Source organism: Collinsella sp. AM10-26 (genome assembly GCF_003472525.1).
Taxonomy (GTDB): Bacteria; Actinomycetota; Coriobacteriia; order Coriobacteriales; family Coriobacteriaceae; genus Collinsella.
In genome coordinates this window covers 48,813-64,359 of sequence record NZ_QRMC01000004.1, presented here as the reverse complement: position 1 = coordinate 64,359, position 15,547 = coordinate 48,813, and the positions used below count along the sequence as shown (strand labels likewise).

Genomic DNA, 15,547 nt, shown 5'->3' with positions numbered 1-15,547 from the left:
CCGGCCAGGCGCTCAACCCAAAAGGAGACAGCATGCCCAACGAGCTCAGCTATGAGGTCAGCCTCGAGCGCAGCAACCAGATCCGCGCCGACCTGCCGCAGCACCCCGAGAAGTACACCATGCTCACCGGCGACCGCCCCACCGGCCGCCTGCACCTCGGCCACTACTTCGGCACGCTCAAGAGCCGTGTCGAGCTGCAGGACATGGGCGTGCACACCAACGTGCTCATCGCCGACTACCAGGTCATCACCGACCGCGACAGCACCGATAACATCCAGGACAACGTCTACAACATGGTCATCGACTACCTGGCCTGCGGCCTGGACCCCGACAAGACGATGATCTACACGTACTCCGCCGTGCCCGCGGCAAACCAGCTCATGCTGCCGTTCTTGTCGCTCGTCTCCGAGGCCCTGCTGCAGCACAACCCCACCGTCAAGGCCGAGATGGAGGCCAGCGGCCATGAGCTCACCGGCCTTTTGCTCACCTACCCCGTGCACCAGGCGTGCGACATCTTGTTCTGCAAGGGCAACATGGTGCCGGTCGGGCGCGACCAGCTGCCGCACATCGAGCTCACCCGCACCATCGCACGCAAGTTCAACAACCACTACGGCAAGGTGTTCCCCGAGGTCGACGCGCTGCTGTCCGACACGCCGCTGCTGCCCGGCCTTGACGGGCGCAAGATGAGCAAGTCCTACGGCAACGCCATCAACATCTCGATGACGGCCGAGGAGACCGCCAAGCGCATCAAGAAGAGCCAGACCGACGGCGAGCGTATGATCACGTTCGATCCCGAGGCGCGCCCTGGCGTATCCGGCCTGCTCTCCACCGCCGCGATCTGCACCGGCCGCTCCGAGGTCGAGATCGCCGAAGAGATCGGCATGGGCGGCTCCGGCCAGCTCAAGAAGTACGTCACCGAAAGCGTGAACGAGCACTTTGCCCCCATCCGCGCCCGCCGCGAGGAACTGGTCCAGGATATGGACTACGTCAAGGACGTCCTACGCGAGGGCAATCGCCGTGCCAACGAGGTCGCCGAGGCGACGCTCGCCGAGGTACGCGAAGCCATGGGAATGTTGTACTAAGCCATCCGGCTCGCGGAAACGCGCCGCGACACGCGAATGGGCCATCTTCACGTGTCCACGCCTTCGACATAGCCAAGGTCTTACGAGGTGGGCGATAATAAGCCCGCCTCGTTTTTTACGTTGTATGGGGGATTGCATGTACCGACTTGTTGCCAGCGATATGGATGAGACGTTTCTCGATGCCGACCACGCCATCCCGGCGTCCAATCTCCGAGCACTCAAACGCATGAGGGAGCTCGGTGTGCTGTTCGTCCCTTCGAGCGGGCGATGGTATTCCTCTATCATGGACAACTTCTCGGGGGAGGCCCGCGAGCTGATCGAAGACGGCTATGTGCTCTCCTATAACGGCGGCTTCATCAACCGCGTGGGAGACCCCACCCCGCTCACCACCTGCGGCCTTTCCAACGAATGCGCGAACGCGATCTATGCAAAGGGGCTCGAACTCGGACTCTGCATGCACGTCAACGTCGCCGACGGCCACGTGTTCGTGAATGACGCACCCACACGGGAGCGTGACTATCTGGAATCGATCACCGGGGTCACTCATTTTCGCGGATCTGACCATCCCGACCTCTCATTCCTTGAAGGCCGTGGCATCGTGAAGATCCTGTACGTCGACTGGGACTTCGATGAGCTGCAGGAATTGGGCCGCAAGCTCGCGCCGATGGCCGAGCGACTCGGCGTTGACATCACCTTCTCCTCCAAGCGCTACCTCGAACTCATGCCCGCAGGCGTTGACAAAGGGACGGGGCTCACGCGCCTTGCCGATATGCTGGGAATTCCGATGTCCGAGGTCATCGCCGTTGGTGATTCCGCAAACGACCTCTCCATGATCAAGGCGGCGGGACTGGGCGTCGGCGTGGCGAATGTCACCGACGACGTGCGGCCGTATTGCGATGTCGTCCTTGAAACGGCTGGGACTGAGGGTGCGTTCTCCGAACTCATCGAGCGATTCCTTGAACCCTAACGACCACATGTCACTGTGTCTTTCTATTTGTAACCCTTGATTAACTTATGGAGAGGCTGTGTGCTCGTCGGTCTACGACTTGGGTCTCAGAGAATTAGCTATAGTTAACTTAATGAAGGCACAGGCGAATTAAAGACCTTCGACACGAACGTTGCGCCTTCCCTCCCCTCGCGCAACACCTCTTTGGAAAGGCGCCCCGCACATGTGGGGCGCCTTTCTTGACTACAATGGCGATATCGATTGAAAGTGAGGGCGGCATGGCAGACCGGGACACCGACGGATTCTTCAACCGCGTATACGACATGGTACGCCAGGTGCCCTGCGGCATGGTTGCCACATATGGTCAGATCGCCAAGCTCGTTGGTGAGCCCCGTCGAGCCCGATACGTGGGATACGCCCTGCACGTCAATCCGGAACCCGGCACCATCCCCTGTCATCGCATCGTATTCGCCGACGGACGCCTCGCGGAGGGGTTCGCCTTCGGTGGGCCCGAGGCGCAGCGCACACTGCTCGAGGACGAAGGCGTTGCCTTCCTCGCCAACGGACATGTCGACCTGCAGGCCTCTCGCTGGCCAGCGGGCCTGGTATGACAAGGGGCGCCGACAGCGCCCCTTCCCGTTTTGGATCCTTGGCAGGCAACCCAATCAAACGGTCGCCTCGAGTGCGTCCCCCGCGCGGTCGAGTGTGCTTCTGACCTTGGCACTCTGTTTGAACCACGTGCGCAGGTCCTCGAGCGTGCTGCCCGCTGCATACACCTTGATTTTGCGACCACCCCTCGTGGTCACCGTGCAGCGGTCGCCGCTCTCGCTGTTCTCGTGCGCCGTGATCTTCTTGAGGTAATCGCGGCGAAACGCCACGACGCGGGCGTTGCTGATCTCGATGAACCAATCGTCATCGACAAGCGAAGTACCCGTGGCACCTCGGCTTGCCATCTCCTCGGAGAAGGAGAAACCGAGCGCGCGCTCCTGCCTGCCGATCTCGAGGATGCCGCGGGCCGGCATGCCGAGCATGAGCAGGGGCAGGAACCCCCCTATGAACAGGAACAGGAACGGGATGAGCACGAGCAGGCGCGCACCCTCGTCGGTGAAGACCGCCATGAAGGCGAGGACGAGCGAGAAGACGAGGGCCATGCCGTTGAAAACAATCGTCAACGGCTTGATGGCAGACCAACACAGGCCCGCCTTGGTCATGGGACCGTCGACGGCGTCCGAGACTTCGATGCCCTCTTCCTCCAGACGGGCGAGGAGGTTGAGCGAGCACACCCCCTCGAGACTTATCGAGCAGAACTTCCGGTCGCCCTCGAACAGGTCGATCCTCATCATCTGCGCGTGAAGCGTTGCACGGGTGATGTTGCCAAACGTCGTCTCCTTGCGGATGCCGAAGGCGTTACGCGAGAGAATGCGCCCACCGTCCACGTCGATACGCGGGATGCTCAGCAAGGCCCAGATAGCCATACCCGCGAGCGCCATGGCATGACCGAACCACACAAGTTCGTGGTCCCACTCGCCCAGCGAGACGCCCTGCCAGACGTAGACACCCAGCATGAGCAGTTCGAACGCGACGGCGCAGCAGGCGATGATCGTGCGGATGGCTGCGGGCATGCGCACCGTGAAGCAATCGAGGCTGTCCGTTGCCTCGCTGCGCTCGCGCGCGCCGCGGCGGGCGACCCATGCAGTGAGCGGGCCGACGATGAACACGGTCATACCGACGCGCAGAATGGATTCGAGCAGATTACTCATAGGGGCCACCGCCTTGGGCTCTGGAGATTAACTGCAGGAAACGCTGCCAGAACGATGGGATGCGCACAACGTAAGGAGCCGCGTATCGGCAAGCGGCGGCATCGCAATCGCCCGGCGAACAGATGATGATCGGCGCCGGGCCAGACGAATTAAACAAAAGGGTGGTCGACGGCGCCCTCGCAGGCGCACCGTCGACCACCCTTCACGTCGCAGCGACCCTACGAGCCGTCCGAAACGAAACGCACTCCGCCAGAGCGCTACCCAATCTTGCGGATGCTCGGGATCGCCCAGGTGATGCCTGCTAGGATCACCATTGCAGCACCGATAAGCACGAAGCACGCGCTTACGCCGATGGCGTCCGCGAACAAGGTCGATGCGACGAGCCCCACGGGCATAGCCCAGCTGCAGACCGCTCCGTACAGACCGAAGACGCGGCCCATGCACTCGGGATCGACGCGCTCCTGCATGAGCGCCATCTGCGGCGCGCTGTACAGCGGACTCGAGACCCCCATCGCGAACGTAAGCCCCAGAAACACAACGAGCGCGGAAGGGGGCACGAGGCCGCCCGCGAGCGTGCCCGCTCCGAAGAGGCCGATGGCCAGCGTGCACGAAAGCGCGCGGTTCTTAAGGCCACCCGTCGCCCCGATCCAGCCGCTCGCCGCGATCATGCCGACCGAGAACGCGATCTCCGCGATAGCCGACTGCGTAGTGGTGCCCCCAAAATGGTCGAACACCATGAGCGGGAACAGCGCGGATATGGGCGAGAACAGGACCGAGAAGGCGAAGCCGATCCAGAGCATGGCGAACAGACCGTGATGGCGTTTGAGCTCGCGGTACCCGTTGGCCGTCTCCAATAGGAAGGCCCGCACCGCGCGGTGCGACGCCTCGGCGTTCTCCTCGGGCGTATGGCGCTCGGGCGCCGGCGTCTTGATGCCGGAGGTCGCCACCGCGATGCTCGCGAGCACCGCCCCGGCGACATCGAGCGCGATCATGAAAGTCAGACCAAATGCCGGGTAGACCGCCGCGGCGATGGCGTTGCCGATGATATAGCTACCCGACTGCATGAACTGCAGCATGCCCGCCAGCTTGCCGAGCACCTCGGGCGGGGCGATGAGCGGTGTGAGCGCGTTGAAGGCGGGCGTATGGAGCGTGCTGCCCAGCGCACGGACGAACAGCACCGCCGCCACAACGGCGACAGAAAGGTCGCCCCGAAGCGAGCCGAAGACAAGCGTGAGGCTCACGGCCGCGATGAAGAGATCGGCGCCGATCATGAGACGCTTGATGGACGTGCGGTCCACGATGGTGCCCGCGAAGGCGCCGAGGAGCGCCATGGGCAAGAAGGCCGCCAGGCTCACGAACGACAGGGCGCTCGCGGAGCCGGTGGTGAGGGTGACGTGCCAGATGAGACCCATCTGCAGAATGGAGCTCGTGAGCACGGAGAAGAACTCGCCGATCCAGACGATGGCGAGCGAGCGCTTCCAAGAAGCGCAGGGATTCGGTTGTGTCATGGAATAATCCTTTGATGCGATCGGTGGTATGCAGCGAAGTACCGGTCGCTCACGCGACCGTGGCTAGAGCCAAATCCTCATGGAAGCAAGCATGGTGCAGCTCCCCTTTCCAAATCTAGAGGTAAACCTTCAGCCGTGAGTGGGGCTATTATAGGGACTTGCGAGCCAAGATGCAACAGGAAGACCTCTACGGAGCGTAGATGCCGGGCGCCCCGAACCACTTATGCCATGAGAGACGGCATCCGATTCTCCTTGACTTGGTCTCAATGTGATATCACAATGCAATCAGTAGTCGCACGGACTGCTCGGGGACTCGCCTCCTCCCCATCGCAATCTGGAGCGCGGCGCCGGGGACGTCACGCAAACGCCGGCGCAGTCGTGAAAGGAACTCACAATGAGCGTGGAAAAGCAACTCAAGGCCAAGTCGGGCTACGGCATGCTCGTCGCCGTGGCGGTGGCGCTCATCGCCATCATCGGCCTCTTTATCTGGAGCACCATCGGGCTCGCGAGCACGCCCGACGGCGTCGACGCGCCCGCAGTCTACGGATGGGGGCTCGGCCTCAGCATCCTCGCGTTTTGCCTGTGGTTCATCCCACTCAACGGATTCTTCTCGCTGCAGCCCGGCCAGGCGCGCGTGTGCATCCTGTTCGGCAAGTACGTGGGCACCGTCCGCGACGAGGGCTTCTTCTGGGCCAACCCGTTCTTTAGCAAGAGCATGGGCGGATCGGCCGGGATCGGCGAGATGATCGAGCTCGAGATGAGCGATTCCAAGGCCGCCAAGGCCGCGGCGCAGAAGGCCGCCAAGGGCAACCCCACCACCATCTCCACCCGCGTGCGCACCCTGAATGGCGAGCGCCTGAAGGTCAACGACAAAATGGGCAACCCCATCGAGATCGCAACCGTCGTGGTGTGGCACGTCGCCGATACCGCCAAGGCGCTCTTCGACGTCGACGACTACCAGAGCTATGTCGCCATGCAGGCCGAGACGGCGCTGCGCCACGTGGCGAGCGTGTACGCCTACGACCACCTGGAGGACGAGTCCGATGCCGCCGGCGCCATCACGCTGCGCGCCAATGTGGAAGAGGTCTCCGAAGCCCTGCGCCGCGAGCTCGCGATGCGCCTGGCGCCCGCCGGCGTCGAGGTCGACGATGCACGTCTCACGCACCTCGCCTACTCCCCCGAGATCGCCCAGGCGATGCTGCGCCGCCAGCAGGCCGAGGCCGTCATCGCCGCACGCAAGAAGATCGTCGAGGGCGCGGTCTCCATGGTCGACATGGCCGTGAAGGAGATGGCTGCCGGCGGCACCATCGAGCTCGACGACGAGCGCAAGGCGCAGATGGCCAGCAACCTCATGGTGGTGCTCTGCGGTGAATCCGAGGCGCACCCGGTGCTCAACGCAGGCTCGCTGTACTAACCCCAACACCAATGAGTAATTTGGGACGGGTGCAGAATTGCACATTCGACAAGAAGGCACGTCATGGCACGCAAGCAGTATCCACTCCGTATAGACCCCGCTATCTGGGAGGCCGTCCAACGCTGGGCGGACGATGAGATGCGCAGCGCCAACGGTCAGGTGGAATGGATCTTGCGAGACGCCCTCAAACGCGCGGGAAGGCTGCCAAAGAAAGAGCCCTCGTTCAAGGGCACGCCCAAAGGCGAAGAGGGCTAAGCCGGGAAGACAGGGCTCGGCCGCTGCCGACGTCGGGGCAAAGCCGCGCTCTGCCTCGCCAGCGCCGAGGCAGAGCTGAGCCCCGCCGCTCCAAAGTCGAGCCGAGCGGCGGGGCCAACACCAACCCAAAGCAAGCTCGCCCCCTCTATACGCACCAACCGGTCCCCGGAGGCATCCGCCTTTGGGGACCGTTCTTTTCCCAGCTAGATGTCGTATATAAAGCCTTTTGACAGCTCGATTTTGCCCCGTGGGGGTCAAATATAAAGACCTTTGATGGTACGATGCTCGCGTCAATGACATGGTGGCTCTCGACAGGGGTCACCCCGACCCTCTAGGGAGCAAACGCATGGAGCTGGGCTCGCACATCAAGGAGCATCGCACGGAGCTCGGACTGTCCCAAGACGATCTGGCGGAGCGCATCTACGTGTCGCGCCAGACCATCAGCAACTGGGAGTGCGGCCGTACGTATCCGGATGTCCAGAGCCTGCTGCTGCTTTCCAACGTGTTCGGGGTGACCGTGGACTCCCTCATCAAAGGAGATGTGGAAACCATGGCACAGGTAATGAACGAAGCGGTCAAGAAGTACAACGCCCTCTCCACAATCACGGTCGTGAGCGCGGTCGTGTTTTTGGTGCTGAGCGCGTGGGCGGCGTTCCAGTTCGAATGGGGCTGGGGCATGCACATCGCGCCCACCGCGGCGTTTGCCGCCGTGGCGCTCGTCGTGATGCTCGTGGCGTTCGTGTATATGGAACGCATGAAGAAGCAGCACGACCTCGTCACGTACCGCGAGGTGTTGGCGTTTAGCCGCGGCGAGCAGGTCGATCGCGACACGCTCGAGGGGCGCCGTGAGCGCGAGATGAACCCTTGGGTCAAGGGCACGCGCAACGCGGTGCAGATCATCATCGGCGCCATCGCCGGCGGACTGGTGGGCGTCGGCATCGGCATGCTCGCCAAGATGCTGAGTTAAAAGCGCGGGTACGCACCCGTTCCCCGAAATGGTATCCCCCTTTGCCCCCATTCTGAAGATGTATGCCAGAATGGGGGCGATTCCCGTTAGGAGGTGCCCCATGAACGTCACCGTACGCGCGTCCCTCATCGCATTGATCGCAATCGTTGGCGCCTGCTGGGCAATCCCCGTCCTCCTGGTGAGCATCGTCCCACCCGATGCCGGCATGATCGCCATGATGACGCTGATCTACCTCGTGCTCCCCGTAACTGCGATCGCCCTCGGCCTGCTCGCCGCGAACTCCGCGAGGACGCTCTTCTGGATACCCGCGGCGCTCGGAATCGGATCCGCGCTCCTGTTTCCCCTCGCGGTCGAGGGCAGCCGGGACCTTGCGTTCCATGGGGTTGCCTATACCGCAATCGGCTACGCCGCCATGGGCCTGCGCACTTGGACGATTGCTCGACAGCATCGCTAAGCCATCGCCCCGCAAGCCTCCACAAGCCAAATCTCCCCGCGGCGATGGCACGCATCGCAGCAACAATCATGCAGGTAAACCCCGTGCAAAACAGTTTTTGCAGCGCCCGGCAAGCCTTGCCGCATATGATGTACAACAGATTCGATAGCGCACCCTACGTGTTCGCGGGACGCTCCTTCACGACCGGGAGGTGACGATGGACATCAGCAACCAGATCAAGACGCGGCGCGAGGCGATGGGCCTCTCGCAAGAGCAACTTGCCGAGAAGCTCTATGTATCGCGTCAGACGATCAGCAACTGGGAGCGGGACAAGACGTATCCGGACGTCCAGAGTCTGCTCATGCTGAGCATCCTATTCGACACCTCCATAGACACGCTCGTGAAGGGAGACGTGACCGTTATGGAAGAGGCAGTCGAAAGAGATCGCAAGCGCATGGGAACGCGGATGCTATGGCTGGCCGTGCTGATGCTCGCGTTGCTGGCGGTGGCGTTCGCGCTGATACTGTCGCCGGCGTTTAACTGGATGGAGGGCACCTGGGGCGCCGGCGTCGCCGCGGCTGCGACGTTCCTGCCGGCGATAGCGGCGCTTGTTGTCGCAACCGTCCTCGAGCGCATCAAGCGCGAGAACGACCTGGTGACATACCGCGAGATTCTCGCTGTCCGCAATGCAGACAGGTGCTTTACAGCCACAAGCGCGATAGTTTCAACAACAAGATGCAGTGCCCCAGAGCCCCTAGCAGTCGACGATGGTCTTGCCGATCATGATGTTGAGGATCTCGACGTCGGTATCCTTCATGCCAACGCGGCCCACATAGCCCATGCTGGCGATCGTCTCTTCCACCGTATCCTGAATCAGGCCCTCGCCGGCACGGAAGCCGCGGCCCTGCATGGCCATATCGTGGCCCAGAATCGCCGCATCAACGGCAGCGGAAATCTTAGCGGCGCAGCTTGCCTTGGCGCCATCGCACACGATGCCGCCCACGTTACCGAGCGTATTGGAGACCGTCGCGCCGATCTGCTCGCGCGTGCCACCGCACAGCCAGGTAATCGCCGCGCCGGCACCGCACGCAGCGCAAATAGCACCGCAAAACGCCGAAAGCGCACCAATATAGCTCTTGATATGCACGGCAATAAGATCAGACAGCATCACGGCACGCACCAGGCGCTCGTGGTCGCAGCGCAGGTAGTCGGCATATTCCATAACGGGCAACGCACAGGTAATACCCTGGTTGCCCGAGCCGCACACAATGGCGACCGGTAGCGCACAGCCGTTCATACGGGCGTCAGACCCGGCGGCCGCACGCGCACGCGCACGGCAGGCGACATCGTCGGCGCGAGCGCCCAGCAGCGTACGGCCCACCTCGGCGCCCCAAGCATTCGCCAAGCCCTCGGCGCAAATAGCGCCGTTCAGCTCAATCTGACGCTCAACGGCAGCGCGGGCGCCCTCGATGTCGCCGTCCTCGATAAAGTCAATGATAGACTCAATCGACATGGGCGTATCGGCGTTATCGGCGGCACGCTCGGCCACAACGCGCTCGGCGCAGGCGGCACACTCCCCCGCCGACTTGCCACACACCGGAATGCCATCGAGTGTATGGCACGTAACATTGGTGTGATGGTCGGTGATCTCGACGACCGCAGTATGACCTCCGGCCGTGGCAGTCACCTTAATGTAGAGGTTGGGCACACCCTCGACAAGCGACACATCGCAGTAGTCGGCATCGGAGAGCAGCTCGGTCACGCGAGCACGGTCTGCATCGCCAACACTCTCGAGCACCTCGAGCGCGCTCTTGGCGTCACCGCCCACGGCACCCAGCACGGCCGCGGCCTCAATACCGTGCATACCGCCCGAGTTGGGCACGGTCACGCTCTTTACGTTCTTGATGATGTTGCCCGAGCAGGCAACATCCATATGTTCGGGTTCGCAACCGAGCGTCTGGCTCGCCAGCGCCGCCGCATAGGCAACGGCAATGGGCTCGGTGCAGCCGAGCGCACAGACAAGCTCGCGGTTCAAAACATCACAAAACGCGGTATCACGGATGGAATCGGTAGGCATAGGTATCTCCTACATGTATAACGGGTTGCTCTCGCAAGTATCAACTTCTCCATTTGATAACAAGGCACCAAAAACCGCAAGTCGAGTTCCGGCAGACGGCCGTCAGAAGCAAATTGGCGGCATTTTTCGTGATGGGCTGATGTTCGCGTCCGCTAAAGCGTTTGACCAAAAAACGCCCGAGTGTTTAGGCAAAAGACGCGCTATCATGCAGTCGAACGCGGTAAAACCTTTAGCAATTCCGCCGCACGGACCAGAGAGGAACCACTCATGAAGATCGGTATCGGCAACGACCACGCCGCCGTCGAGCTCAAGAACATCATTTCCGAGCACCTGAAGGAGCGCGGCTGCGAGGTCGTGAACTTTGGCACCGACACCTCCGAGAGCTTTGATTACCCCATCGCCGGCTACAAGGTGGGCAAAGCCGTAGCCAACGGCGACGTCGATCTGGGCATCCTGATCTGCGGCACCGGTGTCGGGATTAGCTTGGCCGCCAACAAGGTCGAGGGCGTTCGTGCCGTCGTGTGCTCCGAGCCCTTCAGCGCCAAGCTCTCGCGCATGCACAACAACACCAACGTGCTCGCCTTTGGCGCCCGCGTCGTGGGCTCCGAGCTCGCCAAGATGATCGTCGACGAGTGGCTCGATGCCGAGTTCGAGGGCGGCCGTCACGAGCGCCGCGTCAATCTCCTCAACGAGATCGACCAGACCCGCGGCCTCAAGGTCGTCGACGAAGCTTAAAGACCTACAACGCCATACGCCAACGAAAACCCCCGTCCGGAACGCAATCCGGGCGGGGGCTCTATATTAGATTTTTGGGACATGGCTAGAAATCTACCTTTTGTCGCACATGGACTGCGAAAGGTAGATTTCTAGCCATGTCCCAAAAATCTACTGGGATAAAAAGGGCGCCGCGGATGGAGTTCCGCGGCGCCTAAGCCACACGCTAACAGCTTTAAGGAGTCAAAGCTGGTTTAGCCAAAGAAGCGCTTGATCTCGATCTCGGCGTTCTCCAGGCAGTCGGAGCCGTGAATCACGTTGGCGTTGACATCGACAGCGAAGTCGCCGCGGATGGTGCCGGGGGCAGCATCAAGCGGGTTGGTAGCGCCCATAAGAGTGCGCATCTTGGAGACAGCAGAGAGACCGGAAACGACCATCTTGACGACCGGACCGCTCGTCATAAAGTCGCAGAGACCGCCAAAGAAAGGCTTGTCGGCCAGATGAGCGTAGTGCTCCTCGACGGTAGCGCGCTCGAGCGTGGTCATCTCCATGCGCTCGATGACAAGGCCGCTGCGCTCAATGCGAGCAACGATCTCGCCGATCTTGCGATCGCGCACGGCGTCGGGCTTAATCATGATGAAGGTCTTCTCGATAGCCATAAGGTAGCCTTTCAAGTAGGTTCGCGCGTGCCCAAGTCCCATTCCGGCACTCGCCTGGACTGCATCGTAACAGAGTTTTAGCTGCAGTTAAACAAAAAGATGTTTATTGAATCGCTGCAATTAATTGAAGCGTTCCATATGTGTCACTTCTGTTTCGAAGCCCGACTAGAGTACCATCCGACTGCCCATCAACCGCACCGAACCGAGCGGACGGCCGGTTGCCGCCTGTGAACGTACCCCCCTTCACAACCTGCCCAAAGGTCCTACAGAAGTTCTCGACAAGCCCCTCCCCCATTACAACAAAATACAGACGCCCACATCAGCAGACGCCCGTAAGAAGCAAAAACGATTTATCAATAAATGGCCAATAAGCCTCAAGCAAACCCTTACTTTGCCCCGTGGCCCATCTCGACGACCTTGGTCAGCGACCCAAACACGCCCTCGTCGGCCACGAGCTGTACCTCGGCACGCTCCAGCTGGACGGCAACGGCGGCAGGAGCGGTACCGCCCTCGGTCGTGCGCGCAGCGACAATCGACGGGATATCGAGCGCCTCGGTAATATCGCGCTCAAAGAGCGGACTTGCCTCCTGGAACACCTCGAACGGCAGGTCCTCAAGATTGCAGCCGTGCTTCTCGCACATCAGGACCAGATGGCCCACCACGGCGTGCGCCTCGCGGAACGGCAGGCCGCGCTTAGCCAGGTAATCGGCAACGTCGGTAGCCGCAAGGTGACCCACGCCGCACTCGCGCGCCATGGCATCCTCGTTGACAGTCCAAGTCGAAATCATGCCGGCCATAACGGACAGGCACTGCATGAGCGTATGGGCAGTATCGAGCGCACCCTCCTTGTCCTCCTGCAGGTCCTTGTTATAGGCCAACGGCAAGCCCTTCATGGTCACCAGTAGCTGCACCAGGTTGCCGTAGACGCGGCCGCTCTTGCCGCGGATCAGCTCGGCAAAGTCGGGATTTTTCTTCTGCGGCATGATGGACGAGCCGGTGGAGTAAGAGTCGGAAAGCGTGATAAAGCCAAATTCGGAGCTCGACCACAGCACGATCTCCTCGGAAAGACGCGACAGATGCATGGACATAACGGAGCCAGCGTAATGCAGATCGAGCAGGAAATCGCGATCGGAAACAGCGTCGAGCGAGTTAGGGATCACACCCGCAAAGCCAAGTTCGGCAGCCGTCATCTGGCGATCGAGCGGATAGCTCGTGCCGGCAAGCGCGGCAGCACCCAGCGGGCAGTTGTCGGCGGCATCAAAGGCGGCCTTCAGGCGCGTAAAGTCGCGCGCGAACATCCAGGAATACGCCAGCAGATGATGCGACAGCAGCACGGGCTGAGCATGCTGCATGTGCGTGTAGCCAGGTAGAATCACTTTGTCGTACTTCTTAGCGGCATCCACCAGCACATGGCGAAGCGAAAGATTGGCCTCCATGAGCTCCTTGGCGAGCGCCTTGACGCCCAGGCGCGTATCGGTCGCAACCTGGTCGTTGCGCGAACGCCCGGTATGCAGGCGCTTACCGGCCTCGCCGATGCGGCGCGTCAGCTCGCTCTCGATGGACATATGAATGTCCTCGTCGTTGATATCGAAGGTGAAGTTACCGGCATCGATATCCTGCTCAATTCCGATCAGGCCCTCGGAGATCGCCTGCTCGTCCTCGGCAGTGATGATGCCCTGGGCGGCCAGCATCTTGGCATGTGCCTTAGAGCCGGCGATATCCTGCTTATAAAGATGTTTGTCGACCGGCAGCGACGCGCCAAACTCCTGCGTGACCTCGGCCACGCCTGCCTCAAAACGACCGCCCCAAAGAGCCATGGAACCGTCCCCTTTCTCCAAATACCAAAACAAGCGCCCAAAGCAATGCGCCATATCGCTAAAGCGATTTTTCAACCGCTAGTTTTACACATTCCCCACCGTGTGCGGAGCCATGTAGCTAATTTGCAAAGAAGTGACGCGCCATGCACTTGGCGCCCAACGTCTCCCTCCGGATGTTGCCCTGCGAACCATCGATCCAGGCCTTCAGGCTCATAGGGACGTCCTCGACCCTTGCAGCATCGAACTCGGGCGCGAGGGCAAGTAAAGCATGCGCGATAGCATTGAACATAATGGATACTCCTCATATATATATAGGCGCAGAGCCGCCAAATTGATAGAAGGAGCCCCGCCGGACAACCCCGGCGGGGCTCGGACTCAGCCGCAGACGCGGCATCATATATGCGGGCGGAACGTAGGGGCCACCGATGTTAAGAAGTGTCAGCAAGCATAACGAAAGGTAGGGACCCCGTGCGCCCGTTATGTATCACGCGGATGGGCCGCGCGGATACCGAGGGAAGGAGGCGCTAGGCCTGGGCGGCAGCAGAGCTGGGGCCCTGGACCTTTGCCCACGTCTTGAGCGACAGCGTATCGATCTCGATAAAGCCGGCGCTGGCCTTCTCGTCAAACGTGGTGTCGCGGTCGTAGGTAGCCAGACCGTAGTCGTAGAGGCTGAAGGGGCTCTTGCGGCCGACAACGTGGCAGTTGCCCTTAAAGAACTTCAGACGGATGGTGCCGGTCACGAACTTCTGGGTGTCAGCCATAAAGGCGTCGAGCGCGTTTTTGAGCGGGCTATACCACTGGCCGTTGTACACGGCGGTAGCCCAATCCTGCTCGAGCTTGATCTTGGTCTTGAGCAGATCGCCCTCAACGCAAATGTCCTCGAGCGCCTTATGGGCGGTGATAAGCGTCAGGGCGCCGGGAACCTCGTAGCACTCGCGGCTCTTGAGGCCCACCAGACGGTCCTCGACCAGGTCGAGACGGCCAAAGCCGTTGTCGCCCGAAATCTTGTTGAGGGCGATGACGATCTCGGAGAGCTTCATCTTCTTGCCGTCGACGGCGACGGGCTTGCCGGCCTCAAACTCAATCTCGGTGTAGGTCGGGATGTCGGGCGTGTCCTCGGGATTCTTGGTCATAACCCAAGCGTCGTCGAGCGGCTCGTTCCAGGGATCCTCCAGATGGCCGCACTCAATGGCGCGACCCCACAGGTTGTCGTCGATGGAATAGGGGTTGTCGTTGGCACCCTCGGGAACCGGCACGTTGTGGGCGTGGGCATAGGCGACCTCGTCGGGGCGGCACTTCAGATCCCACTCACGAACCGGAGCGATAACCTTAAGCACGGGATCGAGGGCCTTGACGGCAGCCTCAAAACGAACCTGGTCGTTACCCTTGCCGGTGCAGCCATGGGCAACGTAGGTCGCACCAAACTCGTGAGCGACCTCGACGAGCTTCTTGGCGAGCAGCGGACGAGACAGGGCGGAGAGCAGCGGGTACTTGTTCTCATACATGGAGTTGGCGGCGATGGCCTTAGTCAGGAACTCATCGGAGAATTCGTCGCGCAGGTCGAGCACCTGGCAATCGAGAACGCCCAGGTCGAGTGCCTTCTGCTTCTTGGCGTCCAGGCCGGTCTCCTCCTGGCCCACGTTGCCGCAGACGCAAACGACATCGAGATTCTTCTCGTCTTGGAGCCACTTGACACATACGGATGTATCAAGGCCACCGGAATATGCGAGAACGACTTTTTCCTTGCTCATGGCTGTTTCCTTTCGCCCTTGGTAGCTAGTTAGAACATCGGTCAGTTGCAAGTCATTTCAAGGTCAAATACCGTGCAATATCAGGTTAAAAAGCAAAAATCAGCATATACATGCCCTAGAAACATGCAGCAATGTCGTGCTAAAACCCAACGACCTCAAAATGA

General features: G+C 61.1%; 15 protein-coding genes and 1 pseudogene. 9 read left to right on the top strand and 7 right to left on the bottom strand.

The window, feature by feature from the left end; genetic code table 11:
• The first annotated feature begins 32 nt into the window (after window positions 1–32).
• From trpS to DW123_RS04460, 3 genes are all read left to right on the top strand, one after another.
• Window positions 33–1,082 carry a tryptophan--tRNA ligase gene (gene trpS / locus DW123_RS04470; protein WP_118273600.1) on the top strand — a complete coding sequence of 350 codons (1,050 nt, stop codon included), beginning with the start codon at window positions 33–35 and terminating at the stop codon, window positions 1,080–1,082.
• A 136-nt stretch (window positions 1,083–1,218) separates the two neighbouring features.
• Window positions 1,219–2,049 carry an HAD-IIB family hydrolase gene (locus DW123_RS04465; RefSeq protein WP_233505115.1) on the top strand — a complete coding sequence of 277 codons (831 nt, stop codon included), beginning with the start codon at window positions 1,219–1,221 and terminating at the stop codon, window positions 2,047–2,049.
• 257 nt (window positions 2,050–2,306) lie between these two features.
• Window positions 2,307–2,639, top strand: coding sequence for an MGMT family protein (locus DW123_RS04460; protein ID WP_117743637.1), 333 nt, complete (start codon window positions 2,307–2,309; stop codon window positions 2,637–2,639).
• Window positions 2,640–2,693: 54 nt separating this feature from the next.
• On the opposite strand, the gene DW123_RS04455 is transcribed toward DW123_RS04460, so the two are convergent.
• Both DW123_RS04455 and DW123_RS04450 read right to left on the bottom strand, forming a co-directional pair.
• Complete coding sequence (locus DW123_RS04455) at window positions 2,694–3,788, bottom strand: hypothetical protein (RefSeq protein WP_117743602.1); 1,095 nt, start codon at window positions 3,786–3,788, stop codon at window positions 2,694–2,696.
• A 257-nt stretch (window positions 3,789–4,045) separates the two neighbouring features.
• A complete protein-coding gene (locus tag DW123_RS04450) occupies window positions 4,046–5,296 on the bottom strand; it encodes an MFS transporter (protein ID WP_117799207.1) in 1,251 nt (416 codons plus the stop codon).
• 394 nt (window positions 5,297–5,690) lie between these two features.
• On the opposite strand from DW123_RS04450, the gene DW123_RS04445 reads away from it, so the two are divergent.
• The 5 genes and pseudogenes from DW123_RS04445 to DW123_RS09815 all read left to right on the top strand — a co-directional run.
• Window positions 5,691–6,710 carry an SPFH domain-containing protein gene (locus DW123_RS04445; protein ID WP_117734981.1) on the top strand — a complete coding sequence of 340 codons (1,020 nt, stop codon included), beginning with the start codon at window positions 5,691–5,693 and terminating at the stop codon, window positions 6,708–6,710.
• Window positions 6,711–6,773: 63 nt separating this feature from the next.
• A complete protein-coding gene (locus DW123_RS04440; protein ID WP_117734980.1) occupies window positions 6,774–6,965 on the top strand; it encodes an Arc family DNA binding domain-containing protein in 192 nt (63 codons plus the stop codon).
• Window positions 6,966–7,311: 346 nt separating this feature from the next.
• A complete protein-coding gene (locus DW123_RS04435) occupies window positions 7,312–7,932 on the top strand; it encodes a helix-turn-helix domain-containing protein (protein ID WP_117762863.1) in 621 nt (206 codons plus the stop codon).
• Window positions 7,933–8,032: 100 nt separating this feature from the next.
• Entirely contained in the window at window positions 8,033–8,386 is a 354-nt protein-coding gene (locus DW123_RS04430) for a hypothetical protein (protein WP_118273599.1), read from the top strand.
• A gap of 196 nt (window positions 8,387–8,582) precedes the next feature.
• Window positions 8,583–8,705: pseudogene (locus tag DW123_RS09815) on the top strand (helix-turn-helix transcriptional regulator); the annotation flags it as partial.
• Window positions 8,706–9,119: 414 nt separating this feature from the next.
• Here DW123_RS09815 and DW123_RS04420 read toward each other — a convergent pair.
• Window positions 9,120–10,442, bottom strand: a complete 1,323-nt coding sequence (locus tag DW123_RS04420) for a serine dehydratase subunit alpha family protein (RefSeq protein WP_118273598.1) — start codon at window positions 10,440–10,442, stop codon at window positions 9,120–9,122.
• 267 nt (window positions 10,443–10,709) lie between these two features.
• Here DW123_RS04420 and rpiB point away from each other — a divergent pair, with 267 nt between their 5' ends.
• Window positions 10,710–11,177, top strand: a complete 468-nt coding sequence (gene rpiB, locus DW123_RS04415; protein WP_055251633.1) for a ribose 5-phosphate isomerase B — start codon at window positions 10,710–10,712, stop codon at window positions 11,175–11,177.
• Between the two features lie 233 nt (window positions 11,178–11,410).
• Here rpiB and ndk read toward each other — a convergent pair whose 3' ends face one another.
• From ndk to DW123_RS04400, 4 genes are all read right to left on the bottom strand, one after another.
• Entirely contained in the window at window positions 11,411–11,815 is a 405-nt protein-coding gene (gene ndk / locus DW123_RS04410) for a nucleoside-diphosphate kinase (protein ID WP_055251725.1), read from the bottom strand.
• A gap of 386 nt (window positions 11,816–12,201) precedes the next feature.
• Window positions 12,202–13,632, bottom strand: coding sequence for an argininosuccinate lyase (gene argH, locus DW123_RS04405; protein WP_118273597.1), 1,431 nt, complete (start codon window positions 13,630–13,632; stop codon window positions 12,202–12,204).
• A gap of 118 nt (window positions 13,633–13,750) precedes the next feature.
• Window positions 13,751–13,921 (bottom strand): hypothetical protein, encoded by a 171-nt coding sequence (locus DW123_RS09560; RefSeq protein ID WP_158550218.1) that lies wholly within the window; start codon window positions 13,919–13,921, stop codon window positions 13,751–13,753.
• Window positions 13,922–14,156: 235 nt separating this feature from the next.
• Window positions 14,157–15,383, bottom strand: coding sequence for an argininosuccinate synthase (locus DW123_RS04400; RefSeq protein WP_118273596.1), 1,227 nt, complete (start codon window positions 15,381–15,383; stop codon window positions 14,157–14,159).
• Window positions 15,384–15,547 lie beyond the last annotated feature (164 nt).

Excerpts from the sequence above, each read along its gene's own strand:
- DW123_RS04450 (WP_117799207.1), bottom strand. The coding sequence starts at position 5,296 with ATGACACAACCGAATCCCTGCGCTTCTTGGAAGCGCTCGCTCGCCATC.
- DW123_RS04445 (WP_117734981.1), top strand. The coding sequence starts at position 5,691 with ATGAGCGTGGAAAAGCAACTCAAGGCCAAGTCGGGCTACGGCATGCTC.
- DW123_RS04440 (WP_117734980.1), top strand. The coding sequence starts at position 6,774 with ATGGCACGCAAGCAGTATCCACTCCGTATAGACCCCGCTATCTGGGAG.
- DW123_RS04400 (WP_118273596.1), bottom strand. The coding sequence starts at position 15,383 with ATGAGCAAGGAAAAAGTCGTTCTCGCATATTCCGGTGGCCTTGATACA.
- rpiB (WP_055251633.1), top strand. The coding sequence starts at position 10,710 with ATGAAGATCGGTATCGGCAACGACCACGCCGCCGTCGAGCTCAAGAAC.
- ndk (WP_055251725.1), bottom strand. The coding sequence starts at position 11,815 with ATGGCTATCGAGAAGACCTTCATCATGATTAAGCCCGACGCCGTGCGC.
- DW123_RS04420 (WP_118273598.1), bottom strand. The coding sequence starts at position 10,442 with ATGCCTACCGATTCCATCCGTGATACCGCGTTTTGTGATGTTTTGAAC.
- DW123_RS04455 (WP_117743602.1), bottom strand. The coding sequence starts at position 3,788 with ATGAGTAATCTGCTCGAATCCATTCTGCGCGTCGGTATGACCGTGTTC.
- DW123_RS04465 (WP_233505115.1), top strand. The coding sequence starts at position 1,219 with ATGTACCGACTTGTTGCCAGCGATATGGATGAGACGTTTCTCGATGCC.
- DW123_RS04460 (WP_117743637.1), top strand. The coding sequence starts at position 2,307 with ATGGCAGACCGGGACACCGACGGATTCTTCAACCGCGTATACGACATG.
- trpS (WP_118273600.1), top strand. The coding sequence starts at position 33 with ATGCCCAACGAGCTCAGCTATGAGGTCAGCCTCGAGCGCAGCAACCAG.
- DW123_RS04430 (WP_118273599.1), top strand. The coding sequence starts at position 8,033 with ATGAACGTCACCGTACGCGCGTCCCTCATCGCATTGATCGCAATCGTT.
- DW123_RS09560 (WP_158550218.1), bottom strand. The coding sequence starts at position 13,921 with ATGTTCAATGCTATCGCGCATGCTTTACTTGCCCTCGCGCCCGAGTTC.
- argH (WP_118273597.1), bottom strand. The coding sequence starts at position 13,632 with ATGGCTCTTTGGGGCGGTCGTTTTGAGGCAGGCGTGGCCGAGGTCACG.
- DW123_RS04435 (WP_117762863.1), top strand. The coding sequence starts at position 7,312 with ATGGAGCTGGGCTCGCACATCAAGGAGCATCGCACGGAGCTCGGACTG.